Genomic DNA, 22,877 nt, shown 5'->3' on the forward strand with positions numbered 1-22,877 from the left:
CGTTAGTTTTTTGCTGCGGGTTTTCCTTTTCGGGTAGTAATGATTACGACACCTTTTTTCCCTTTATCGCCATATTTAGAAGTGGCTTCGAGGTCCTGAAGAACAGTGATGGTCTTGATTTCCTGTTTGTTTAAAGGGGCATACGGACTGGTTGGATTATTGCCAAATAATTCGCTTTCGGAATAGTATATGCCGTCAATGATGTACAATGGCGCATCCAATACCACAAGAGAATCTACATTTTCGGGCTGTAAATTTGGAAGCTCTGCCTGCATCATTTTGTCTCTTTTTGTATCGTCATTGTGCGACATGGCATTTCCGTTTAAAACAATTAGCGGAGCACTTTTTTTAGCCATTTGTACAGGTTTTTCGGCATAAGCCATTTTGGCTGATTCTCTTCGCGCTGCTCCGGCATAACCATAGTTTTGAATGGCTTTATCTTTGGCAGCGTTGTTTTCTGCCTCTTCTTCTTTAAAATATCCAGATGACGCAGCTACCGGAGGAATTATTTGATCTGCAACGGGAGCAGGACTGGCTTGTGTAACAATAGCATTGTTGGCTGCATACTGTATTTCCTGTACTGCTACTTTTTGCTGTTGTTTGATTTGCTGATCCAGGATTTTTACAGCTTCTGCTTTAGGTATTATTGGTGAATCTGAAGAAACAATTGCCTCTTTTTTCTCTAAAATGGGCTGTGTTGCTTTTTCTTCTTCGTTCACTACAACTTTAGGAGTCAGAGCAGGAACTGTTTTGTCAGACTTTAGAAATTGTGCTCCCAAAGAAAGGAGTAATAAAAGAGAAGCTGCGACCGCAATTTTTTTCCATAACGAAATGGTTTTTTTGTCTTCCTTTTTGTCCAGTTTATCTTCAAGGCGTGACCAGACTTTTTCCATTCCTGGAAAATCTTTAGATTCCGAGTGGTGTGCGGCCTCTTTAAATTTATCGAATATTTTATCTTGATTGTCCATGACTATTTTGCTTTTTGGTAATACAATTTATTTACTAATTCCTTTAGTTTGGTTTTAGCGGCATTCAATTGTGATTTCGATGTGCCCTCAGAAATGTTTAGCATAGCGGCTATTTCTTTATGCCCGAAACCTTCGATAACAAAAAGATTAAAAACCGTTTTACAACCGTCCGGAATATGATTTAGTAAATTCAGCAAATCTTCTTCTTCCAATGCGTTGACCTCTTCCGTAAAAGGCTGTGAAAGCAATTTGACATCATCAAGATACATATTGAAATTGGTGTTTTTCTTGATGGTTGCCAAACAATGGTTGACGGTAATTTTTCTTGCCCATGCTTCAAAAGCTAAAAGTTCCTTAAGTTGATCCAGCTTAGTAAATATGGTATAGAAAGCGTCAGCCATAGCTTCTTCAATTTCTTCTTCCTTCTTAAGGTATCGCTTGCAAACGCGATACAGTTTTGGAGCCATATGCTCATAAACCTGACGCTGAGCATCACGGTTCATTTTTTTGCAGTTGGATATGAGAGTTTCGTTTATCACAATTGTTGTCTTTATACTAAAGAGGGCTTAGAAGATAAAAAGGTTGGGAGAGCAATGAAAAAAAGTTCAAAAAAGGCATTTATTTTTTTAATTTGCATCCTGTTGAAGGACATTGCAGAACTTATAAAGTACCACAACTATTCACAAACTTGTCATTCCGAGGAACGAGGAATCACACGCGCTGATCGATAAAGATTGGTGACATTCTGTGTCGGGTTCCTGGTGTGATTTCTCCCTTCGGTCGAAATGACAAAAATAAGGATTATTTCTGTATGAATTTATTCGCAATTATTATAACACAGATATTCAGTAAGTTCCGTAAATTTCTACTTAACAGGCAAACTCAATTTATAAATTTTCGTTTCGAGAACCTCTGTATCATTATCCTCGCAAAGCAAAAACTCGATTTTATCATTTGATTTTTTATAGAAAGTCAGACCTTCGAATTTATTGGTTGCCGTTATTTTTTGAGTAAAATCGATTTTCATGGTTTTAAGGTCTATTCTTCCTATGAAGCTTCCCAAAATTTCACCATCATCATAAGTTGATTTAGTGTTTTCTACTGTAGAAAGGAAATAGATTTTATCTTCTACCAAAACAGCATCGGTAAAACTGGAGCGAATCCCTTTTATTTTTGGAAGCTTATAATTGGTTGCAACCAGAGCAAATTCTTCTCCCAGACTTTTAGCATGAATGGTAAAAATGGTGTTTTTGTTTGAGATTCCGTTACCGCGATTGAACAGGTACCAGTTCTCGCCATCAAAAATAGAACCTTCCAGATTAAAATCTTCCGGTTTTATTTCGCCAAAACTTTGCATTAATGCGTATAAATCAACCAGATTATTTTTTTGCAGTATAGTTTTCTTTTTAAGATCGAATGCAATCATTTTGTTTCGGTTTTCGGTAGAACCGGAACCAAAAACATAAAGCGTATCGTTATGGTTGGTTAAAGACTCAAAATCAGGTTTAAGATTTTTGGCGATATTTTTCGTCGGATTGTCAATTAAAGGGTGTTCGTTCAATTGCTGATTCTGCATGTTGTATTCGTATAGAAAACCGCTGTTATCTCCAACAAGGTAAAGTGAATTGTCAGTAAAAAATAATCCAGATGCTGATCCGATTCCGATGATTTGAAATAATATTTCTAAGGTGAATTTTTCCATGAATGTTGTTTTGAAAACTTCCGTTTATTTTCTTGATTTATAATTCTTAATTAACTTCATTGTTTCTTGATTTACAGCTTTTTGAATTGTTATTAAAGAATGCGAAACAACACATTCTGCAATACTTATATAAACTAGATTATTGTCATCAGTTAAATTTTGATTGTACCAATCTGCTTGATTAGAGCTGTTTGCTCCACATGTTAAATATACTGGAGTTCCTTCATTGTAAAGTCGAGTAGCAATTTTAATGGCTCTTTTTATAATTGCTTTCTCAATATCTTTTGCTTTTTCTGTGTATCCAATTCTCGAAACACATTGGTACATAGAGCAAAATTTTACATTTTTGTTTACAGGAATAACATCTCTGGTTCCTTTAATTTGGTTTAAATCTTTAAAGCATTTTCCAAACACATCAACTATGATTTTTTCGGAGTTTGTATAGTTGTCATCCTGAGAAAAAACTTGATTTAAAGTAAAAAGAAAAAGAAATAAAAAAATGTTTTTCATTAAAGATTCAACTTTTAGTTTGTACAATAAATTTTATTTCAAAAACCAATAGCTAGCCCTGATAACAATAAAAAAGTATTACAAGGTACAGCAGGGATATGCTTTGTAAAAATAGTATATTTACTATTACGAAAAAACTCATCAACATGAAATCAATAGATCCGAATGATTTTAAAATCACAGATAAAATAAAATTATCAAAGATTCCTACTTTGCTCGACCTTGATGCAGACAGTGAGGAAAAAGAAGCTAAACTCGATAAAGTTCAGGCTAAATTGAGTAAACAGCAAGATGCCATGTATGCTCACAACAGATATGGCGTTTTGATTTGTCTGCAGGGAATGGATACTTCCGGAAAAGACAGTCTGATTCGGGAAGTATTTAAAGAGTTTAATCCGCGTGGAGTAGTGGTACATAGTTTTAAAACGCCTACCTCGGCAGAGTTGGAACACGATTATTTGTGGAGACATTATGTGGTTTTACCCGAAAAAGGGAAATATGCGATTTTTAATCGTACCCATTATGAAAATATTTTGGTTACCCGCGTGCACCCTGAGTATGTATTGAATGAAAATTTACCCGGAATTGAAAAGGTAGAAGATATTCCGAAGGATTTTTGGAAAGACAGAATGGAGCAAATCAATAATTTTGAAAAGCATATTACGCAAAATGGAACAATTGTACTGAAGTTCTTCCTGCATTTGAGTAAAGAGGAACAGCGCAAACGTTTGTTAAGAAGATTGGAAGAAGAAAAGCACAACTGGAAATTCTCGGTTGCGGATTTGAAAGAACGTGCACATTGGGAAGAGTATCAGGATTATTATGAAGAGGCTATAAATGAAACTTCGACAAAAAATGCTCCGTGGTATGTAATTCCGGCCGATGATAAGGAAATGGCCCGTTACATTGTGGCTAAAACCATTTGGGAAGAAATGCAAAAGCATACTGACATTAAAGAGCCTGAGTTACCGGAGAGTATAAAGGCTAATATTAAAATATATAAAGAGCAATTAGAAAACGAGTCTTAAAATAAGGCTCTTTTTTTGGCGCTAATGTTACTGCAACTTTATGAGTGTTTTGTAGTACTAATTTAATGTTAACGTTTTTTTGGGATTTTAGCATTTTTTCAATGAACTATTGTTTTTTTGATAATATCTAAATCATTTTAAGTTAAAGAGCAGTGGGTTTCTTTGTAAAAAAATAGAAACCAATTTTTAACTACATGAAAAGAATTATTTTACCCCTAATTATGTTAGGTTCGTTGCTTACATCTTGTAATAACGATTCTAAAGACGAAGCAGAAACAACAAGTGTTGTACTGAAGGATCAATCTGTAACACCAAGTTTAATAAAAGCTCAGACAGGATTTGAAAGTTTGAAAATTTACTCTCTTTTTAGTTCAGATGATGTTTTTGCAGACAGTCCTAAATTTGTTTTTGGAGGTTCTGCTGATGGTTCTGGTCTATTGAAAAATACGGACGGAACTTTTACTTTCTTAGTAAACAACGAAGACAATTTTGCGGTTTCAAGAATTACTTTAGATAAAACATTCAAACCAACAAAGGGAGAATATTTATTAAACTCTAGTGGAGGAACCTGGAGATTGTGCGGAGCTACTATGGCTACGCAGGCCGAACACGGTTTTGGACCGCTTTATTTAACTTGTGGAGAGTCCGGAGAAGAATCCCGTACACATGCTTTAGATCCGTACGCTAGTGCCGGAGGAGCTTCGGTTTCTAAAGAATTGGCAGGATTTGGACGTTTAAGTGCCGAAAATGCTTTACCATTGCGCTCTACTGCTTACAAAGGAAAAACAGTTGTAGTAATTGGTGATGATGACTCAGGAACTTACGGAGGCCAGGTTTTTATGTATGTATCCAACACAGTTGGTGATTTAAGCGGAGGATCTTTGTACATGTTAAAAAGAAATGACAGCAATCAAAGAGAAAAAGACATGACTGTGGATCAAACGTATCCTGTTTCTTTCGTGAAAATTGACAACCATACGACTTTAACTGGAGCTCAGATCAATGCATCTGTAAATACTTTAAAAGCAATCAAATTTGGTCGTGTTGAAGATTTAGATTACCGCAAAGGAGGTAACAATGCCGATCGTGAATTGTACTTTAACGTTACCGGACAAGATATCACAGGAACAAATGCCGATGCTTCAAGAACAAAATACGGTAGAGTTTACAGATTAAATCTTGATGCTGCCGATCCGTTAAAAGGAACTTTAGAAGTGGTTTTGGACGGTGACAACCGCAGTGGAAAAGCTGGGAAATTCCAAAACCCGGATAATATCTGTGTAACCAGTAACTATGTTTACGTTCAGGAAGATGCAAACGGATACGGTGATGAAACGCACGATGCTTACATCTATCAATATAATATCGCTACAAAAGAATTGAAAGTGGTATTGGAATTAGATCACCGTCGTACTCAGGCTGATGCTGCCAAATACAACGTAGGTAAACTATCAAAATTCGGAGATTGGGAATACGGTGCTATGATCGATGTATCAGATCAGTTGGGCATTCCGGATACTTTCATGTTAAGCATCCAGCCTCATACCTGGACTGGTGAAAAATATAAAGGAGTTGACGGAGGAACAAATCGTCCGAACGAGCAACAAGCAAGTCAAATCGTAGTGATTAAAGGTTTAGCGAGATAAATTTTTAAAGCATTATAAAACAGTCATCCACTATCTCAATTTGAGGTAGTGGTTTCTGTTTTTCTGAATATTTCCCTTTTAATTTTTAATACACATGAAAAAAATATACGGTTTGTTTTTCCTGCTGGTATTGGTAGCCTGTCAGAAAAAAGACAAACATCAGGAAGTAAATGAATTGTTTCAGTCTGATATTACTTTACTGATTGAGAAGGTTGCTAAACTTAAATATTCCGTGCAGTCAGATTCTACCGAAGTACAAATTCAGAGACAATTTCTGGAAGCACATCAGAGCTACAAAAAGGTCGAAATGATAAGCGAGTATTATTCGCCTGCAGTTTCCAAAGCAATAAACGGTCCTGCAATACCTGAGTTTGAAGAAAATGACAAAGTGACCGTTCCACCCGAAGGATTTCAGGTTATTGAAGAGTTGGTTTTTCCTAAATATGACAAACAGCATAAAAAAGAATTGCTTCAGGAGCTGGGTATCTTGTCGGCTAATTTGGCTCGTCTAGAAAAAGTTTCCAAATCCAATCAATTGACGGACGCGCATGTTTTTGACGCCATGCGATTGGAAGTATATCGAATTGTTACTTTAGGAATAACCGGATTCGATTCGCCTGTGGTATTGAATTCACTTCCTGAAGCTGTGGCAGCTTTAGAAACCATCGAGAAATATTACAAAGTGTATGTCGAAGATAAGCCCGTTTCAAATTCGAATCAGGTGCTTGCAATATTGAAGAAAGGACAGCACTATTTAAAAACAAATACCAATTTTAATGCTTTTGACCGGGCATATTTTATCAAAGAAATTGCCAATCCGTTAAACAAAGGGCTGTTTAAAACCAGATCAGAATTGGGTATTCCGCTCATGAAAGAGCAAAGAGGATTAAAAACAACGGCACAAACGTTATTCGATTCCGGAGCATTTGATCCCGAGGCGTTTTCAGGTTTCCCTGATTATCAAACAACGCCGGAGAAAATTGCGTTAGGAAAAAAGCTATTCAATGATCCGGTTCTGTCGGGTAACAACTCCCGCTCCTGTGCTTCGTGTCATCATGCCGATAAAGCTTTTACCGATGGTTTGGAAAGAGCCGTTACATTAGATGGAAAATCGATGCTGCAGCGCAACACGCCAACATTGAATCATATTGCTTTTCAGCGCGTATTTTTTGATGATTCCAGAGTAAGTTATCTCGAAGATCAGGCCATTGCTGTGATTAAAAATGAAAATGAAATGCACGGTTCTCTGGAGAAATCAGCTTTAGTACTTCAGAAGAATCCAAATTATGTAAGAGATTTCAAAAAAGCATTTCCGAAAGGGACCATCAATGAATTTGAGATCAAGAATGCTTTGGCTTCTTATATTCGGTCATTGAGTCAGTACGATTCAAAGTTTGATGGGTATATGCAAAACAAAGAGAATTTCACGCCGGATGAAAAAGCAGGTTTTAATTTGTTTGCAGGGAAAGCCAAATGTGCGACCTGCCATTTTATTCCATTAACCAACGGAACTGTTCCTCCTAATTTCGACCGATCGGAGAGTGAAATATTAGGCGTTCCCAATAAAAGCAAAAAGCTGGACGGAGATTTAGGAAAGTTTGTTATCACGCAGGCGGCCATTCATAAACATTCGTTTAAAACGCCAACGATCCGAAACATTACACTTACCGCTCCCTACATGCACAATGGAGTTTACAATACTCTTGAAGAAGTGATTGACTTTTATAATGAAGGAGGCGGATTAGGTTTAGGATTCGATGTTCCGAATCAAACTTTACCCGAAGACAAGTTAAACTTATCAGAGTTGGAGAAAAAACAGCTCATTGCCTTCATGAGAACTTTGACAGATAAAAAGTACCTGAAGTAAATAGTGGGGTATATCATCTAAACCCGACTGGTTTTTGAAACCTGTCGGGTTTGTTGTTTTTAGGAAAAGTCGATTAATAACTCCGTTAGTCAAAACCCAGCTGCCGTTCATCAAACTAATTTTAATAGCGTTTCAGGTTTGTGCTCCTTTGCATCAAATTAATAAACATTATTATCATGAACACGTACAAATTATTAGGGTTGGGAGTTATTTTTACATTAATCTCTTTTCAATCAAATGCACAATCTCCGCTTCCTATTCATGTTGGAATAAAAGCAGGATCAAATTATTCCGAACTTCCCGTTTCTAAAGGTTCGGATTCAAAGTATGCAGCGGGCTTTTTTGGCGGTGCTATGGCCCGATTTGATTTCAAACGTTTCTTCATTCAAAATGAAATTCTCTACAGTGAGAAGTCTTCTAAAATTGAAAAAACAGCTTCTTTGCCTTCTAAAAATCTAAAATGGAGAAGCCTCGAAATGCCGTTGGTAATTGGTTACAAAATAATTGATCAATCGATGCTCAACGTAAGAGTTTTTGGGGGAGGAGTTTACTCTTATGTGCTGGATGAAAATATTTCCTCGGTGAGTCAATTGAAAACTGCCTATGGGAAATTTAACAAATCCAATATAGGCTATCAGGTTGGAGCAGGAATCGAAATTTCGAAATTTACTCTGGATGTTACGTATCAGGGAGGGTTAAATAACCTAAGTAAGGAGTTTAGTTCGAAGCCAAATTCGTTTAACATTGGGGTTGGTTATTTTATATTTTAAACAGGCTTTTTTGGTTTGGCCTTGTCAGCAGCAAAGAATCTTTTTGGGTTCTTTGCTGTTTGTTTGAAAAATATAGGGTTATTTTTGAACGCGAAGTTTCTCATCAATTTTTTATTCTTTTAGAATGGTTGTAATAAATAAAAACAGACACCGAATATTTTTAGTTTTTTTCTGGTGCTTACTCGGAATAACGATCTGGTCACAGCTGATAGAGGCTTACGGCGTTCGAGCGGCAGCTTCTCAGGCTTTTTTTGTTTTACTGTGTTCAAGTCTTTTGGCACATTTTCTTAGCGATATTGTATTGCCTGTTGCATTACGCAAAAGAAGAATGGCACTATTTGCAGTGCAAAGTGTCATGGTAGTTTTGATACTTTCATTTTGCCTGGCCGTTATCGATGCCATCTTTTCAAATTCGCATACCCGCGCACGATTGTATCCCGACGAAGCAAACATGACGATGATTCAGTTTTTATTTGCACGATTCTTTGGCAGTACCCCTGCAGCTATTTTGATTTGCGGTACTGCCTGCGGACTTCGGTTTTATCAGGAACATAATATAATCGAAAGAAATCATGCTCAGCTGCAACAGGTTCATCTTGAGGCACAAATCAAGATTCTTCAGGAGCAGATTAATCCGCATCTTATGTTTAATGTGCTCAATCACATTCACATTTTGATGCAGAGTGACGTAAAACTGGCTTCGGATTTACTGATTCGGTTTTCGGATATTTTGAGGTATCAATTGTACGAATGCAACAAAGAATATGTGCCGCTGCATCTCGAAGTAAAATACCTGAAAGATTTAATTGGAGTCGAAGAAACGAGATGGGGCAATGAATTAAAAGTAAAATGTAAATGGAGTATTGAGGATGCCCAGCTTCAGATTGCACCATTGCTTTTAGTCCCTTTAATAGAAAATGCATTCAAGCACGTTTCAAGGCTTCCGGGGCAAAAAGGATATGTGCATTTGGGATGTAAACAAACGGTGAAACAGCTGCATTTTAAGATCGAGAATTCCTATACGGAACAATACAAAACCCCTTCAAAGAATCAAGGGCTCGGACTTGAAAATGTCAAAAAAAGACTGACAATTCAATATCCTGAAAAACACCAGTTAAACATCATTAAAACCGATTCTGATTTTACGGTAATTGTGGTTTTAGATTTGAAGTAAAAGATTTTGCCGTTTCCGATAGCCAATGTCATGAAAGATTTTAAATTGAAGATTTTAAATTGAAGATTAATGATTGCAGATTTTTGATTGGGTATTGGCAAGGGTGGAATGGGATCTGTTTTCCTGAATTTTACCTCCCGGAAATCAAAGATCAGCAATCATTTTAGCTATTGGGATATAATGAAGAACAGTAAAAAATAAAGAAGAAAAAATCTGTAAGATCTGCGGGAAAAAATAAAAAAGTAAAAAAAACAAAATATGAAAATGAAATGCCTTGTTATCGACGACGAACCTATTGCAAGAAACGGAATCGTAGATTTTGTTTCTAAAATCGATTTTCTTGAAGTCGCAGGTACCTGTGCGTCAGCATTAGAAGCCACTTCGTACATTCAGGAAAAAGAGGTCGATTTGTTGTTTCTGGATATTAATATGCCGTATCTCACGGGGCTGGAATTTTTGGAATCGCTGGACAATCCACCTTTGGTTATTTTTACGACAGCATATTCTGAATATGCGCTTGAAGGGTATCGTTTGCAGGTGGTGGATTATTTATTAAAACCCATTACGTTTCAGCGTTTTTATCAGGCTGCTTTAAAAGCAAAACAATGGCATCAGATGCTGGATGCTCCAAAGCAGCATCAATTAGATCCCTATTTGTATGTGCGTCAGGAAGAAGGATTTCAGAAGATTTCCTGGCTTGATATTCTCTATATCGAGGGAATGCAGAACTATGCAAAGCTCCATTTTAAAGATAAGGTTCTGGTGATTCATCAAACGATGATTTCTTTGGAAGAAACACTTCCTACTGAAATTTTCTTTAGAATTCATAAATCTTTCCTTGTCAATATTACCCATATTGATTCCGTTTCCGGTGGACGATTGTTCATAAAAGGACAAGAACTACCCATTTCAAGAACACGCCGCGAAGCATTACTGAAAGAGGTAGTCTATAAAAACTTATTAAGCCGATGACCCTAGAATTGCCATTTTAGGGCTACCGCTCCGTAAAATGTAGTCGTAAATCTTGGATTGGCCATGTCTTTCTCCTTGAAAATATCCTTAATTTTTCTATTAGTACTGGAGAAACTGCGTAAAAGTGTCGATCCTGCTGTCGGTTGCAGTGTCCAGTGTTTGCCAAGCTTAATTTCAGGCTGTATACCGGCAATAATTTGCTGATAACCTAATAGTGATGTTTTGTTGTTCACTTTTGTTTCTGCCGTCATTCCGCTTAACTCGACCACCGCTTTTAAGTCAAAGTTTTCTGAGATTCGATACCCGAATTGAAGACCTTCAGGAAACGTGATTTTAAAATGCCACGCACCTCTGGACTCCCAGTTGAAATAAATTCCCGGAAGTACCATCGGAACACCAAAACTGTTGGTGAGTACAGGTCCCATACCGAATGCCATATTGGGATTGAAATGCTTGATGAAAAACACACCACCCTGAAACAATACATCATCTTTATTGATCTCGACCATATCCGTGTAAACCCCCACAGAAGCCATTATCATTAACGACCAGGTTGGTGAGATAGAACGTAAATGTTTGACTCCGATTTGCGCATTCAGCATTTCATTAGGAAAGCCACCCTGAAATTCTACCGGAAGCGACTGAATTTCGTAATTCTTGTTTTCCATTTTGGCATAACTTCCGTTTGCAAAAAGAGACCAGAGTTTTGGACGGTGGTATTGGTCCATTTCCAGAGAAAGAGGTATTTCAAAAGCAATTTGTGCCCTTCTGAAATTACTTTCAGCACTAGTTTTAGTACTGTCCATTGGACGGACATAGTTGGAGAACGGAACATAATCAACTTTAAGTTCTCCTGCTATTTTTGATTGTGATTGTGCAGCAATACTAGTCAATAAAAAAAGGAAAAGCTGCGATAGATAAAAGATTGTTTTGTTCATGATTGGATTAATTTTCTGCGAATTACCGCGTTCTAAACCAATCACGAAAAATCATTTGACTAATGGCAGTTCTCTTTTGACCAATGGTAAAGGACAGAATAAAATCTGTCTTGTTTAGTATTAGTTACAGAGAAGCACTAACAATTTATATTTTAAATAATCCTCATATTTCCGAAACATAAGTAAACAAATTACACATGACAATAATCTAATGTCTTAGGTTAATAATACTGATAGGGTTGTCCTTTTTCAATAACGGTCCATCTATTATTTACTTTTTTCATTACGATGACATAATAGTTTAAATTATAAATGGGATTAGATTTTTGAACAGCAACTCCAACGGTCAAATAATCATTATTTTTATAATACATTGGCTCCGACAAAGGAATTAATAATGTCTCATACTTATAAATTTGCTGACCACTTTTTTCTTTTTTGAACATAATAGTATCGAAAACTTCAAAATAAATGTTTTGTAGTTTAAAATCAGCTGAATTCCATTTTGTGTTTTTTGCAAATCCAAACCTACCCTCATTTCTATCATCTTGGTATTTTCTTCTCATTTTCTGAAAATACTTTTCCTTATAAAGAGGTTCGAGAATTCCGCCGGCTCTTTCCTCAATACCATTTACTCTGCTAAAAGGAACATTATTGAGTTTTCCTCCTGAAAATAATCTCAAGGCTTCGTTTGGACTTATTTTTTCTTTGACTATCGCAATTGTTTTCGTTGTGTCTCTAACTATTAATGAGAGATAAGTATTGATAGCCTCGTATTTATCTTTGTTTGCGAGTACATTACAGTAATGCAAATCATCATTAATAGAACAAAAAGTCTTTTTTTCATCATAAAAAAAGTTATTCAACCCAGTATTTCTCACCTATTTTAATCACCTGCCACCTGTTATTTATTTTTTTCATTACAACAACATGATCATCAAAATACCCCAGAGGACTCGTATCTCCAATAGCAATAGCAATTACCAAATGCTTTTTATCTTTATAATACATTGGTTCTGATAAAATTATTAATTGTGCATGATACTTATAATCAAATAATTCTTTTCCTTTTTTGTACATAATAGTATCAAAAGCTTCAAGATAAATATTTTTTAACTTAAAATCTTTCGCACTCCAATTTGCATTTTTTGCAAGTTCATATTTACCCTCATTTGTGTCATCTTGATATTTCTTTCTCATTTTCTGAAAATCAGTTTCATCATAAAGGGGCTCTAAAATCCCTCCTAATCTTTCCTCAATACCATTTACTCTGCTAAAAGGAACATCATTAAGTTTTCCTCCTGAAAACAACTTTAAAGCTCCATTTGAACTCATTTTTTCCTTGACTACCACAATTGTTTTCGTTGTGTCCTTAACTATTAATGAGAGATAAGTATTGATAGCCTCGTATTTATCTTTGTTTGTTTGCGGGTACATTATAGTAACGCAAATCATAATTAATAGAACAAAAAGTTTTTCTTTCATCACAAAAAAAGTTATTCAACCCAGTATTTCTCACCTTTTTGAACCACTTCCCACTTATTCTTATTTTTTTTCATTACGATGACATAATAGTTAAGATTAATAAGAGGGGATGTACTTTGAATAGCAATACCTATAACTAAATATTTTCTATTCCTATAATACATAGGATCAGATAAAGCGATCAATAATGTTTTATATTTATAAATAGGTAGTGCTTTTTCTTTTTTTATCATAATGCTATCAAAAATTTCAAAATAGATATTCTTAAGATTAAAATCTTTTGAACTCCAATTTGCGTTTTTTGCAAATCCATACTTGCCATCATTTGCATCATCACGGTACTTATTTCGCATTTTATTTACGTCACTCCATTTAAATAGAGGTTTCTGAATTCCGAAATCAGGGTCTTCAACAACATTCTTTTTAGAGTAAACAAAATTGGCTTCGGCACCGCCGGTAAACAATTTTATAACCGTATTTGGACTTATTTTTTCCTTTACTACAACTATCGTTTTGGTAGTGTCTTTTATTAATAATGACATATAAGTATTGATAACATCGTATTTATCTTTTTCGGACTGTGCATACGTTGTCATAAAACTTACTGCCATAAATAACAGAATAGAAAATTTCTTTTTCATAACTACTTACTTTTTATATAATCCTCACATTTTGAACCAATCGGATATTGTCTATCTCCACCATTACTTTGAGTATCAGCACCTGATTGCTCGGCTGCAAGTCGATTTAAAATTCGATTTCTGTCTGTTGATCCTTCTGGAAAAGTTTTATCAAATACTGGCGTATCATACAAACCACCCCAGGCTAAATCAAGGTATTCCTGTTGAATTGAAGTCGCAGCCGTATTACCTGTCTGAAATTCCTGAAGAGCAGCCGCAATGGCATTGACATAGGTTTCTGCCATTTGTTTGTGTTGTAAATCAGGGGACATCCAGGCACCCTTGGGAGCTTTTTGTTGTATGTATACCTCAAAAAGAGCCGGAAATTTAGTTAACGGCGCAGAACTTCCCTGAGCGGCGACCTGATCCTGAAGACTAAAAAAATAAGCATGTACTACTTCGTGAAGGATATTTCCGGCTATAGATAGTGAAGTTCTTGTCTCGAAATTAGAACTGATTAGTGTAGTATAATTATTTTTTACAACACCTCCCTCATTATCTTTAGTCCTTATTGTTTGTGCTGGTTTATCAATGCCGGCTCCAACAATATTCAACGTATAAGGACTATTGGCTCCCAATCTCGCAAGCATTCTGGCGATATCGACATTTTTGTTGGCTTTTAGTTTTTCGAGTACTGCTTTCTGGCAGGGCGTCAGGTTTTTATCGGTTATTCTTTTTTCAATTTCGTTAACCATTGCTGTGGCATAATAACTGGCAAAAGCCACTCCCATACTGGCATAATTGGTCGGACTGCCTTCGCCTCTAAAGCGATAGCCCGGTTTAATATAGGGAAAAATGATGTCAGTTATTTTAGGTTTAGGATATACATTGACGTTGTTCAGCGGAATCGGGTCAGGACCCGGAGACTTCACTTCTCCAAGCAAATTTCCGGATTTATAAATGAAATCGTTCAGAACGGCCCCTCTCAAATCGGTAACCACAACAGCACCGCTAAATTCACCATAACGCTCTATCACCTTTCCTGTTTTTTTATTATTGAATCCCTCTTCGGGAATTAAATTAAAAAGTACAGTCTGCAATTCTCCATTGATCCTGATTTGTAAAATACTAGAATCTACATTGTCCAGGCCAGTTTCTGCCTTCACAACCGTTAGTTTAGCGTCAGTATCCGTTATATCAATCTGTTCTATAGATTGAAAATCTATTGTCAGGTTAAAGTTAGCGTTTTTTTGGGTAGACTGCTGTTGCTGAAAATCTTTTAAAAAAGTAACCGATTCTGTGGCGGATACGGTCTTCAAATGGTTCTCATCAGTGTTTACAGCTGCATTTTCCGTTTGTACAACTTCACCATCATCACAAGAGCAAAATAGCACTAGTGTAAAAAATACGGGCATTAAAAATAGCTTTTTCATAACATCTGGCTTTTAAATAAGAATAATACCATTAATTTACTCAATAATTAAATCTGATGCATATAAAAAAGAAAGAAAAAGCCTATATAAATTATCAGGTTTTACTGATCATTAAAAGAGTAGCCCCAAAAAAACAAAATCCGACAGGCTTTTAAAACTTGTCGGATTTGATTTTGTACCGTGTTCCTAAAAACACCAAACCCGATAGAATTTAACTTCTACCGGGTTCATACCAAAAACAAAAAAATAAATTAAACTTAATCTTTATAAATCAAAACCATAAGCTAAACGTAAAGCAACCTGATTGGTTTTGAATTTATTATAATCTTCATAACGGACACTGATATCAATGTATTTGTTGGCATAGCCAATTCCCGGTGCCCATAAAAAAGTAGTATCGTCATACCCGTTTGTGACAGCAAAACCGGCACCTACTTCTCCCAAAACATAAAACTGATCTTCCCAGATAAAAGCTTTAAAACCTGCTTTTGCCGGAATGAATCCAAGATCTTTTGCGTCATTTTTCATAAACAGATTTGTAAAACCTGTTGTTAAGGTTAGCGATGTTTTTTTAGATAAATCGTACTGCAGACGAACATCTCCGCCAAGTGACCATTTATAGTCATTATCCGTCGGGATACCACCATTTAAACCAAAGCCTAATCTAAAACCCTGATCATAATTCTTAACGGTACTGTCCTGAGCGAAAGTGGTATTGGCGTATAAGAAAGCGAAAGCAGCAAGGCATAACATTTTTAAATTTCTCATGACAATCATTTTTGAATTTCTAATAGTGTAAAATTAGTTTCAGAATCTTAACATTCTGTTATATAATTTTTAGGATTTGTTATATAATATCGGTGTCTCTTAAAAAGCACTTAATATTAGCTTATGTTTTTAATCGTAACAAAGAATCCAAAGCTTCTGATTATCTTTGCCGACTAAAAAAGAAGTGAAGTGAATTTTAAGCAGTATACCAAAGAGTTTTCATATAATTTAAAATTAGCATACCCCATTATATTAGGAATGGTCGGACATACCCTAATAGGAATTGTCGACAATATAATGGTAGGAAAGTTAGGAAGTACAGAATTGGCAGCCGTTTCGTTAGGAAACAGTTTGATTTTTATCGCCATGTCGTTAGGGATTGGTTTTTCGACTGCCATTACACCAATTGTAGCAGAAGGTGACGCCGAAAAAAATGATAGTAAAATTCGTTCCGCGTTTCATCACGGATTGTTTTTATGCATCTTGTTAGGACTGATACTTTTTGGAGTTATTGTTTTGGCCAAACCGTTAATGGAGTTACTAGAGCAGCCAGCCGATGTAATTGCTCTTGCGAAACCGTATCTGGATTGGGTTGCCTTTTCTTTGATTCCATTAATTGTGTATCAGGGGTACAAACAATTTGCCGACGGACTTTCACTGACCAAATATTCCATGTATGCGATGATTATGGCCAATGTGCTGCACGTTGGAATCAACTACATGTTGATCTACGGAATCTGGATTTTTCCAAAAATGGGAATTATCGGAGCAGCATTGGGGACGGTGATTTCAAGAATATTTTTAGTGATGTTCATGCACATCATGCTTTCAAGAAGAAACGATTTGAAACGTTTCTTTAAAAACTTTAGTTTTAATCAAATCAAAAAAGAGACCCTTAAAAAAATAATCAGTATCGGATTTCCATCGGCAATGCAAATGCTTTTTGAAGTGGTTTTGTTTACTGCGTCGATCTGGCTTTGCGGAAACATTGGAAAAACCAGTCAGGCCGCCAATCAAATTGCTTTAAGTCTGGCGTCAATGACTTTTATGTTTGCTATGGGATTAAGTGTAACTTCGATGATTAGAGTAAGCAATCAAAGAGGTTTGATGGACTATAAAAACTTAGTGGTGGTAGCGCGTTCGATCTTTTTGCTCGCGATTATCATCGAAACATTCTTTGCGATTCTCTTTGTAGCGTTTCATGATTTCCTGCCTCATATGTTTTTGAATATGGAAAACGGAGGGCAGCTTCTGGATAACAACGAGGTAATCGGTATCGCGTCAAAATTACTTTTAATAGCAGCCGTTTTTCAAATTTCTGATGGAATTCAGGTGGTTGTTCTGGGAGCATTACGTGGATTACAGGATGTAAAAATCCCGATGTACATTACATTTGTAGCCTATTGGATCGTTGGTTTTCCGATTTCCTATTACCTTGCTGAATATACAGAGCTAAAAGCGCAGGGAGTTTGGATAGGACTTTTGGCGGGATTAACGACTGCTGCAATATTTCTTTATCTTAGATTTCATTACCTGACTAAAAAATTAATCAGAAATTCAGTTTCAAATACTTAAATTTGGACTGCAAAAGAATCAGTTGCAGCTAAAAAGAGATTTTAAAACCCCTTAAAACCGCTGCAATTGGTGAGCCAATACATAAAAATAATAAATCAATACAAATGGAATTACCTAAATTTTTACTCGGAGACAATACTGATTTTCCAGATGATATTTTCATCATTCACCTGGATTATCCAAGATTCATTATCAATTTAAAAGATGATGAGGTAGAATTCATGGAAGAAGCAGAAGATCTTGATGAAGCAGAGTTAAATGCTGAAATGGAAGGCCTAATTGTTTTGGCAAACGAGTTTTACGATCGTGAAATAAACCGTTACGAAGAGTAAATTCCGCCAGTTTTTTACGTTAAAATACCACACATTAATGAAAAAATTAAGTTTTTTAAAACCCATCGTCAATTTTATTGCGATTGGGTTACTGATTACTACCTTAAGCCGATTATTTTTGTTTTTTATTTTTAAAGACAGAGTAACAGAAACACCAAATTTCTGGTACATTTTTCCAATCGGACTTCGAATGGATTTGATTTTACTTTGCTATATGTCTTTCCTGCCGGCAGTTTTAATTACTTTTCTGCCTGATAAAGCATCGAAGTTTACCAATAAATTTCTTGTAATTTATAGTTTTTTATTGTTGTTTCTGATTCTGTTTGTAGAGTTGGCAACGCCGGATTTTGTAAAACAATACGACACCCGTCCTAATAAGATTTTCTTAGATTATCTGATCTATCCAAAAGAAGTAGTCGGAATGCTTCTTAAAAGTTATCTGACTTCGATCATTGTGACTTTTTTAATTTTGGGAGTAGTCTTGTATTTTGCCTTCAAAAAAGGAAAAAAATACTTCTACACGAGTAGTTCAGACTATAAATTTAAATTAATGGTTTTTCCGTTATTGGCTTTTTTATTGTTTTTTGGAGCACGTTCAAGTCTTACCTCAAAACGTCCGATCAATGCCAGTAATGCTGTTTTCTCAACAGATCAGTTGACTAATACTTTAGGGTTGAATTCTTTTTATACCGTTGCTTTTGCGGCGTATTCCATTAAAAACGAAGGAAACACCAAGATGTATGGTAAGATGGAAGAAGCCGAGGCCATTGCCCGTGTTAAAAAATACATGATCGCCGGACCTGGTGATTTTACAGATGCTGAAATTCCGTTTTTACATGTACAGCAACCGGACACACTTTTGAAGAAACCTTACAATTTAGTTGTTTTTCTACAGGAGAGTTTAGGTGCGGAGTACGTTGGAATTTTAGGCGGGAAACCTTTAACGCCTGAATTCGATAAACTGTCAAAAGAAGGATTATTGTTTACCAACTTGTATTGTACAGGAACCCGAAGTGTACGTGGAATCGAAGCAGTAGTAACCGGATTTTTACCTTCACCTTCAGAAAGTGTCGTGAAATTAGGAAACTCGCAGCAAGGATTTTTCACCTTAGCCGATGCCTTGAAACAAAAAGGGTACGAAACCAGTTTTATTTATGGCGGAATGGCGAATTTCGATAATATGGCTTCCTTTTTTAACGGAAATGGATTTCAGGATATTGTAGATCAGGAGGATTTTGAATCAGACGGAAATAAGTATGCTTTTAAAGGAACCTGGGGGTATTCAGATGAAGATCTGGTAACCAAAGCCAATAATTATTTTAAAGCAAAAGGAAATAAACCATTCTTTTCTTTAATGTTTTCGACTTCCAATCATGAACCTTTTGAATATCCTGCAGGACGTATCAAACCTTATGATGCTAAACCTGCAACGGTAAATAATGCCATGAAATATGCCGATTTCTCGATTGGGAAATTTTTTGAAATGGCTAAAAAAGAGCCTTATTTCAAAAACACCATTTTTATCGTAATCGCAGACCATAATACCAGAACCTATGGTAAAAATTTAGTGCCAATCAATAAGTTTCATATTCCGGCTCTGATCATGGGACCAGGAGTTAAAAAAGGAACGGTTTACAGTAAATTAGCAAGTCAGATTGATATTCCGCCAACTTTGTTGAGCTATTTGGGATTACCGTTTGAAACTCCGATGGTAGGAAGAAATCTAAATAAATTAGATCCAAAAACGCAGGGAAGATCAATTATGCAGTTCAATGATATCAATGCCTTCAGAGTCGAGAATCAGGTGGTAATTATGCAGCCTAATTTGAAACCTTTACAGTTTGAAATCAAAAACGACACCACTTTAATTCCCGTTAAATTAAATGAAGATTTAGCAAAAGATGCTTTGGCACATGTGATAACTGCAGGTAATTTATATAAAGAAAATAAATATAAACTGAGGGATAAGAAAAAGTAATTTTCAGTTTATTGTAAAAAAAAAGCTGCTAAGTATGGAAGTACTTAGCAGCTTTTTTTTGTTAAAATCTAAAAATAGGGGTAACAAAGAATAAATTTAATTGATCTATACTAAACCAAAAGGCGTAACCCGAAAAGCCAAAGATAGAGTAGGGACAATTAAATTATTTATTATGAAAAGAATACAACAAAAAAAATCTGAAGTGCTAAAAGTAATGTTAGTTTTTGTGTCTGCTGCTTTTTTTATAAGCTGCAATAACGACTCTGTTGAAGATCAAAATGCTCAATTATCAAACACTGAGCAGCAAAATCAGCCCAATACTCAAAGAAGATTACCTCACTATGAAGGCGTTATTGTGCGAGATTGGGGAGCACATAATGTTGACTGCAGCCAACCGGAAGGTTTTTGTAATTTTATTTTTTACATATGGGGAAACTTTAGCTTTGTACAACCAGCCCCTGATGGAACACCGGTGCGTGTTACAAATGTTAAAGGAAATTTTGTTATGGAAATTCAAAAAAGTGCTTTAACCCCAGAACATAAAAAAGTATTATTACGAAACGGAGAAGTTTATGTAATACCTGAAGGACAGACTATAGATCCTGAATTAGTTAAATCTTTAAAATTCAATTCAAACATTTTAGTTCCCGGTAAATACTCTATTAAAGAAAGTGAAGAAACTTATACACTTGTTATTAATGTGAAGTAAATGAAAAAAAGTTTTAAGAAATTAAAGGCTGTTTTTGTATTCATTTAATAAGAACTGAGCGGCTGCAAAAGGTGATATTTCATCATTTTGCACCGCTTTTTTGATTTGTAGCAATTGCCCAATAATCTCAGGATGATTGTAAAAGTTTGATTTCAAATGTTCGTCAATGGTTTCCATCATCCAGAATTGGTTTTGCTCTTTTCGTCTTTCCTGAAAGAAGCCGGTTGAGCCAGTTGTTTCCGTATAATCAGAAATGGTGTTCCAGATTTCAGAAATGCCCTCTTTGGTAATGGCGCTGCAGGTAGTGACTTTTGGCTGCCAGTTCGATTTTTTTGGTGGAAACAAATGCAAAGCCCTATTGAATTCCAGTTTGGCCTGATTGGCTTTTTTGATGTTATCGCCATCAGCTTTGTTGATTACGATAGCATCTGCCATTTCCATAATGCCGCGTTTGATGCCCTGAAGTTCGTCTCCTGCACCTGAAATTTTTAGTAGTAAGAAAAAGTCCACCATGCTGTGAACAGCAGTTTCACTTTGTCCTACACCAACTGTTTCTATAACAATCGTGTCAAAACCTGCGGCTTCACATAAAATAATCGATTCCCTTGTTTTACGAGCTACACCACCCAAAGTATCTCCCGAAGCACTTGGTCTGATAAAAGCATTTTCGTCTTTTACAAGTTCTTCCATTCGGGTTTTATCCCCTAAAATACTGCCGTGTGAAATAGAGCTGCTGGGATCAACTGCCAGAACGGCTACTTTTTTTCCCAATTGAGTCAGGTAACTTCCAAAAGTTTCAATAAAAGTACTTTTTCCAACACCGGGAACTCCAGTGATTCCAATTCGGATCGATTGATTGGCATGCGGTAAACAACCTTTTATAACCTCGTTTGCTTTTGCGGTATGCTCCGGATTCGTACTTTCAACCAGCGTGATAGCACGACTCAGAGCCGTGATATTTCCGGTTAGTATACCATCAATTAACTCCTTTGAAGAAGGTTGTTGTCTTCTGTTTTTTTTAATTTGCTGAATAGCAGAAACATTGGTGATTTCTGGGGGAGAAATTCCGGCTTTTTCGTGTAAACTGCTTGATCGTTTTTTTGAAGCTGACAAAGTATACTTTTTGGTAGTGTAAAAGTACAGAAAACAAAAACAGTTTCAAAAAGGATTTTTTTTAGCTGCAAAGGTTCAAAGGTTCAAAGCTACATAGGTACAAAGGGGCATAGGTACAAAGATACAAAGTGATAAAACCTTTGCCCCTTTGCCCCTATGTGCCTTTGCGCCTTAGGATTTAGTAAGCTGCTGTAAAACGAACCTGATGGTGTCTTGGAGTTTCAGCTTCGTCAGCAATAACTACTGCGAGATCTTCTACGGATAGAATACTTCTCTGATCGTCATTAAAAACCGGATTTTCTAATCCTAGACGGTATTTTCCAGTTCGTCCGGTGGTGATTCCCTGATGCATTTCGAAAGCAGGACTAAAGAAAGCCCAATCCAGTTCTTTTTCTTCTTTTAAAATATTCAAATAGTCTCTAGCTGCCGTTGCTCCTGCATGGTATTCTTTTGGAAAATCAGGTGTGTCAACTGCCTGTAGGCCCGGAGCAACAAACAAACTTCCCGCTCCTCCGATAGTAATAAAACGTTGTACCCCCGATTTTTTTACCGCTTCCTGAATGGCTTTTGACCCGGCAATAAAATCATCATAGATATTTGGATTGGTCCATCCCGGATTGTAAGCATTGATCACGATATCATTTCCTTTCAAAATTTCAGACAAAGCTTCTACATTAAAAATGTCTGCACTTTTCCACGTTGCATTTGAGTTGTCTTTTGGGTTTCTGGCAATAGCCGTAAGGTCATGATTTCTGTTAGCCAGTTCGTTTAAGATTGCGGTACCTACAAATCCGGTTGCTCCAATAATTGCGATTTTCATAATATATAAATTTAATTAGTAATAAAAAATGTTACAGTTTTGTGTAAAAAAATAGTTTTAGAATTGATTAGAAAAATCTTCCAAGGAAACTCCCTCTAATTGTAAACTAACTTTTTGATTCATTTCAGCATACAAAGAGCTCAAATTTTGATTGATCTTTTTTCCAACCGGACAATCCGGATTAGGCTGATTTTTGGCATAACCCAGATTGATCGTTTCAAAAGTCATTTCAAATATTTCTTTCAATGTAATTTTCGAAGGATCAACCGCAAGTCTTGTACCGCCGTTTTTACCTTCTTTACTTTCAACAACATGATGTGCTTTTAAATTGGCAATTTCTTTTCGCACCAAAACCGGATTCAGATTAATACTTCCTGCAATAAATTCCGACGACAAAAAATCGTTCGGGAATTTAGTGAGCAAAGTTAAAATGTGAATCGTTATGGCAAACTTACCTGAAATCATACTG

The 22,877-nt window shown here is 36.0% G+C and carries 23 protein-coding genes; 10 read left to right on the forward strand and 13 right to left on the reverse strand.

The window, feature by feature from the left end:
- Positions 1-2: 2 nt before the first annotated feature.
- From JO950_RS03065 to JO950_RS03080, 4 genes are all read right to left on the reverse strand, one after another.
- Positions 3-968 carry a hypothetical protein gene (locus tag JO950_RS03065; protein WP_202701083.1) on the reverse strand — a complete coding sequence of 322 codons (966 nt, stop codon included), beginning with the start codon at positions 966-968 and terminating at the stop codon, positions 3-5.
- A 2-nt stretch (positions 969-970) separates the two neighbouring features.
- Positions 971-1,471: an RNA polymerase sigma factor gene (locus tag JO950_RS03070; RefSeq protein WP_202701084.1), complete on the reverse strand. Its 501-nt coding sequence runs from the start codon at positions 1,469-1,471 to the stop codon at positions 971-973.
- A gap of 362 nt (positions 1,472-1,833) precedes the next feature.
- Positions 1,834-2,670 carry a hypothetical protein gene (locus JO950_RS03075; RefSeq protein WP_202701085.1) on the reverse strand — a complete coding sequence of 279 codons (837 nt, stop codon included), beginning with the start codon at positions 2,668-2,670 and terminating at the stop codon, positions 1,834-1,836.
- 24 nt (positions 2,671-2,694) lie between these two features.
- The gene (locus JO950_RS03080; protein ID WP_202701086.1) at positions 2,695-3,180 is read right to left on the reverse strand and encodes a hypothetical protein; all 486 of its coding nucleotides are present in this window, start codon (positions 3,178-3,180) and stop codon (positions 2,695-2,697) included.
- Between the two features lie 146 nt (positions 3,181-3,326).
- Between JO950_RS03080 and JO950_RS03085 the strand changes: the two genes are divergently transcribed.
- The 6 genes from JO950_RS03085 to JO950_RS03110 all read left to right on the forward strand — a co-directional run bounded on the left by JO950_RS03085 (position 3,327) and on the right by JO950_RS03110 (position 10,637).
- Positions 3,327-4,208 (forward strand): PPK2 family polyphosphate kinase, encoded by an 882-nt coding sequence (locus tag JO950_RS03085; protein WP_202701087.1) that lies wholly within the window; start codon positions 3,327-3,329, stop codon positions 4,206-4,208.
- Positions 4,209-4,402: 194 nt separating this feature from the next.
- On the forward strand, positions 4,403-5,854 hold the full coding sequence (locus JO950_RS03090) for a hypothetical protein (protein WP_202701088.1): 1,452 nt from the start codon (positions 4,403-4,405) through the stop codon (positions 5,852-5,854).
- 94 nt (positions 5,855-5,948) lie between these two features.
- Positions 5,949-7,721, forward strand: coding sequence for a cytochrome-c peroxidase (locus JO950_RS03095; protein WP_202701089.1), 1,773 nt, complete (start codon positions 5,949-5,951; stop codon positions 7,719-7,721).
- A gap of 176 nt (positions 7,722-7,897) precedes the next feature.
- A complete protein-coding gene (locus JO950_RS03100) occupies positions 7,898-8,491 on the forward strand; it encodes a porin family protein (RefSeq protein ID WP_202701090.1) in 594 nt (197 codons plus the stop codon).
- A 124-nt stretch (positions 8,492-8,615) separates the two neighbouring features.
- Positions 8,616-9,665 carry a sensor histidine kinase gene (locus tag JO950_RS03105; protein WP_202701091.1) on the forward strand — a complete coding sequence of 350 codons (1,050 nt, stop codon included), beginning with the start codon at positions 8,616-8,618 and terminating at the stop codon, positions 9,663-9,665.
- A 258-nt stretch (positions 9,666-9,923) separates the two neighbouring features.
- Positions 9,924-10,637, forward strand: coding sequence for a LytTR family DNA-binding domain-containing protein (locus tag JO950_RS03110; RefSeq protein WP_202701092.1), 714 nt, complete (start codon positions 9,924-9,926; stop codon positions 10,635-10,637).
- 2 nt (positions 10,638-10,639) lie between these two features.
- Here JO950_RS03110 and JO950_RS03115 read toward each other — a convergent pair whose 3' ends face one another.
- The 6 genes from JO950_RS03115 to JO950_RS03140 form a co-directional block, all read right to left on the reverse strand.
- Positions 10,640-11,575, reverse strand: coding sequence for a DUF6268 family outer membrane beta-barrel protein (locus tag JO950_RS03115; protein WP_202701094.1), 936 nt, complete (start codon positions 11,573-11,575; stop codon positions 10,640-10,642).
- Positions 11,576-11,796: 221 nt separating this feature from the next.
- Positions 11,797-12,456, reverse strand: a complete 660-nt coding sequence (locus JO950_RS03120) for a hypothetical protein (protein WP_202701096.1) — start codon at positions 12,454-12,456, stop codon at positions 11,797-11,799.
- On the reverse strand, positions 12,434-13,060 hold the full coding sequence (locus tag JO950_RS03125) for a hypothetical protein (RefSeq protein WP_202701098.1): 627 nt from the start codon (positions 13,058-13,060) through the stop codon (positions 12,434-12,436). The genes JO950_RS03120 and JO950_RS03125 overlap by 23 nt, the downstream gene beginning before the upstream one ends.
- 11 nt (positions 13,061-13,071) lie before the next feature.
- Positions 13,072-13,701, reverse strand: a complete 630-nt coding sequence (locus JO950_RS03130) for a hypothetical protein (RefSeq protein ID WP_202701100.1) — start codon at positions 13,699-13,701, stop codon at positions 13,072-13,074.
- Positions 13,702-13,703: 2 nt separating this feature from the next.
- Entirely contained in the window at positions 13,704-15,113 is a 1,410-nt protein-coding gene (locus tag JO950_RS03135) for a hypothetical protein (RefSeq protein WP_202701102.1), read from the reverse strand.
- Positions 15,114-15,377: 264 nt separating this feature from the next.
- Positions 15,378-15,881 carry a hypothetical protein gene (locus JO950_RS03140; protein ID WP_202701104.1) on the reverse strand — a complete coding sequence of 168 codons (504 nt, stop codon included), beginning with the start codon at positions 15,879-15,881 and terminating at the stop codon, positions 15,378-15,380.
- 189 nt (positions 15,882-16,070) lie between these two features.
- On the opposite strand from JO950_RS03140, the gene JO950_RS03145 reads away from it, so the two are divergent.
- The 4 genes from JO950_RS03145 (at position 16,071) to JO950_RS03160 (ending at position 20,475) form a co-directional block, all read left to right on the forward strand.
- Complete coding sequence (locus tag JO950_RS03145) at positions 16,071-17,456, forward strand: MATE family efflux transporter (protein WP_202701106.1); 1,386 nt, start codon at positions 16,071-16,073, stop codon at positions 17,454-17,456.
- 104 nt (positions 17,457-17,560) lie between these two features.
- The gene (locus tag JO950_RS03150) at positions 17,561-17,788 is read left to right on the forward strand and encodes a hypothetical protein (protein ID WP_017495128.1); all 228 of its coding nucleotides are present in this window, start codon (positions 17,561-17,563) and stop codon (positions 17,786-17,788) included.
- A 37-nt stretch (positions 17,789-17,825) separates the two neighbouring features.
- Entirely contained in the window at positions 17,826-19,766 is a 1,941-nt protein-coding gene (locus JO950_RS03155; RefSeq protein WP_202701108.1) for an LTA synthase family protein, read from the forward strand.
- Positions 19,767-19,938: 172 nt separating this feature from the next.
- The gene (locus JO950_RS03160) at positions 19,939-20,475 is read left to right on the forward strand and encodes a hypothetical protein (protein WP_229998608.1); all 537 of its coding nucleotides are present in this window, start codon (positions 19,939-19,941) and stop codon (positions 20,473-20,475) included.
- 21 nt (positions 20,476-20,496) lie between these two features.
- Here the strand turns inward: JO950_RS03160 and meaB are convergent, their stop codons facing one another.
- The 3 genes from meaB to JO950_RS03175 all read right to left on the reverse strand — a co-directional run bounded on the left by meaB (position 20,497) and on the right by JO950_RS03175 (position 22,873).
- Positions 20,497-21,588 carry a methylmalonyl Co-A mutase-associated GTPase MeaB gene (meaB, locus tag JO950_RS03165; RefSeq protein WP_202701110.1) on the reverse strand — a complete coding sequence of 364 codons (1,092 nt, stop codon included), beginning with the start codon at positions 21,586-21,588 and terminating at the stop codon, positions 20,497-20,499.
- 178 nt (positions 21,589-21,766) lie between these two features.
- Positions 21,767-22,408 carry an NAD(P)-dependent oxidoreductase gene (locus tag JO950_RS03170; protein WP_202701112.1) on the reverse strand — a complete coding sequence of 214 codons (642 nt, stop codon included), beginning with the start codon at positions 22,406-22,408 and terminating at the stop codon, positions 21,767-21,769.
- A 57-nt stretch (positions 22,409-22,465) separates the two neighbouring features.
- Positions 22,466-22,873, reverse strand: coding sequence for an Rrf2 family transcriptional regulator (locus JO950_RS03175; protein WP_202701114.1), 408 nt, complete (start codon positions 22,871-22,873; stop codon positions 22,466-22,468).
- Positions 22,874-22,877 lie beyond the last annotated feature (4 nt).

Source organism: Flavobacterium sp. UGB4466, assembly GCF_903469665.1.
In the GTDB taxonomy this organism is placed as follows: Bacteria; Bacteroidota; Bacteroidia; order Flavobacteriales; family Flavobacteriaceae; genus Flavobacterium; species Flavobacterium lipolyticum.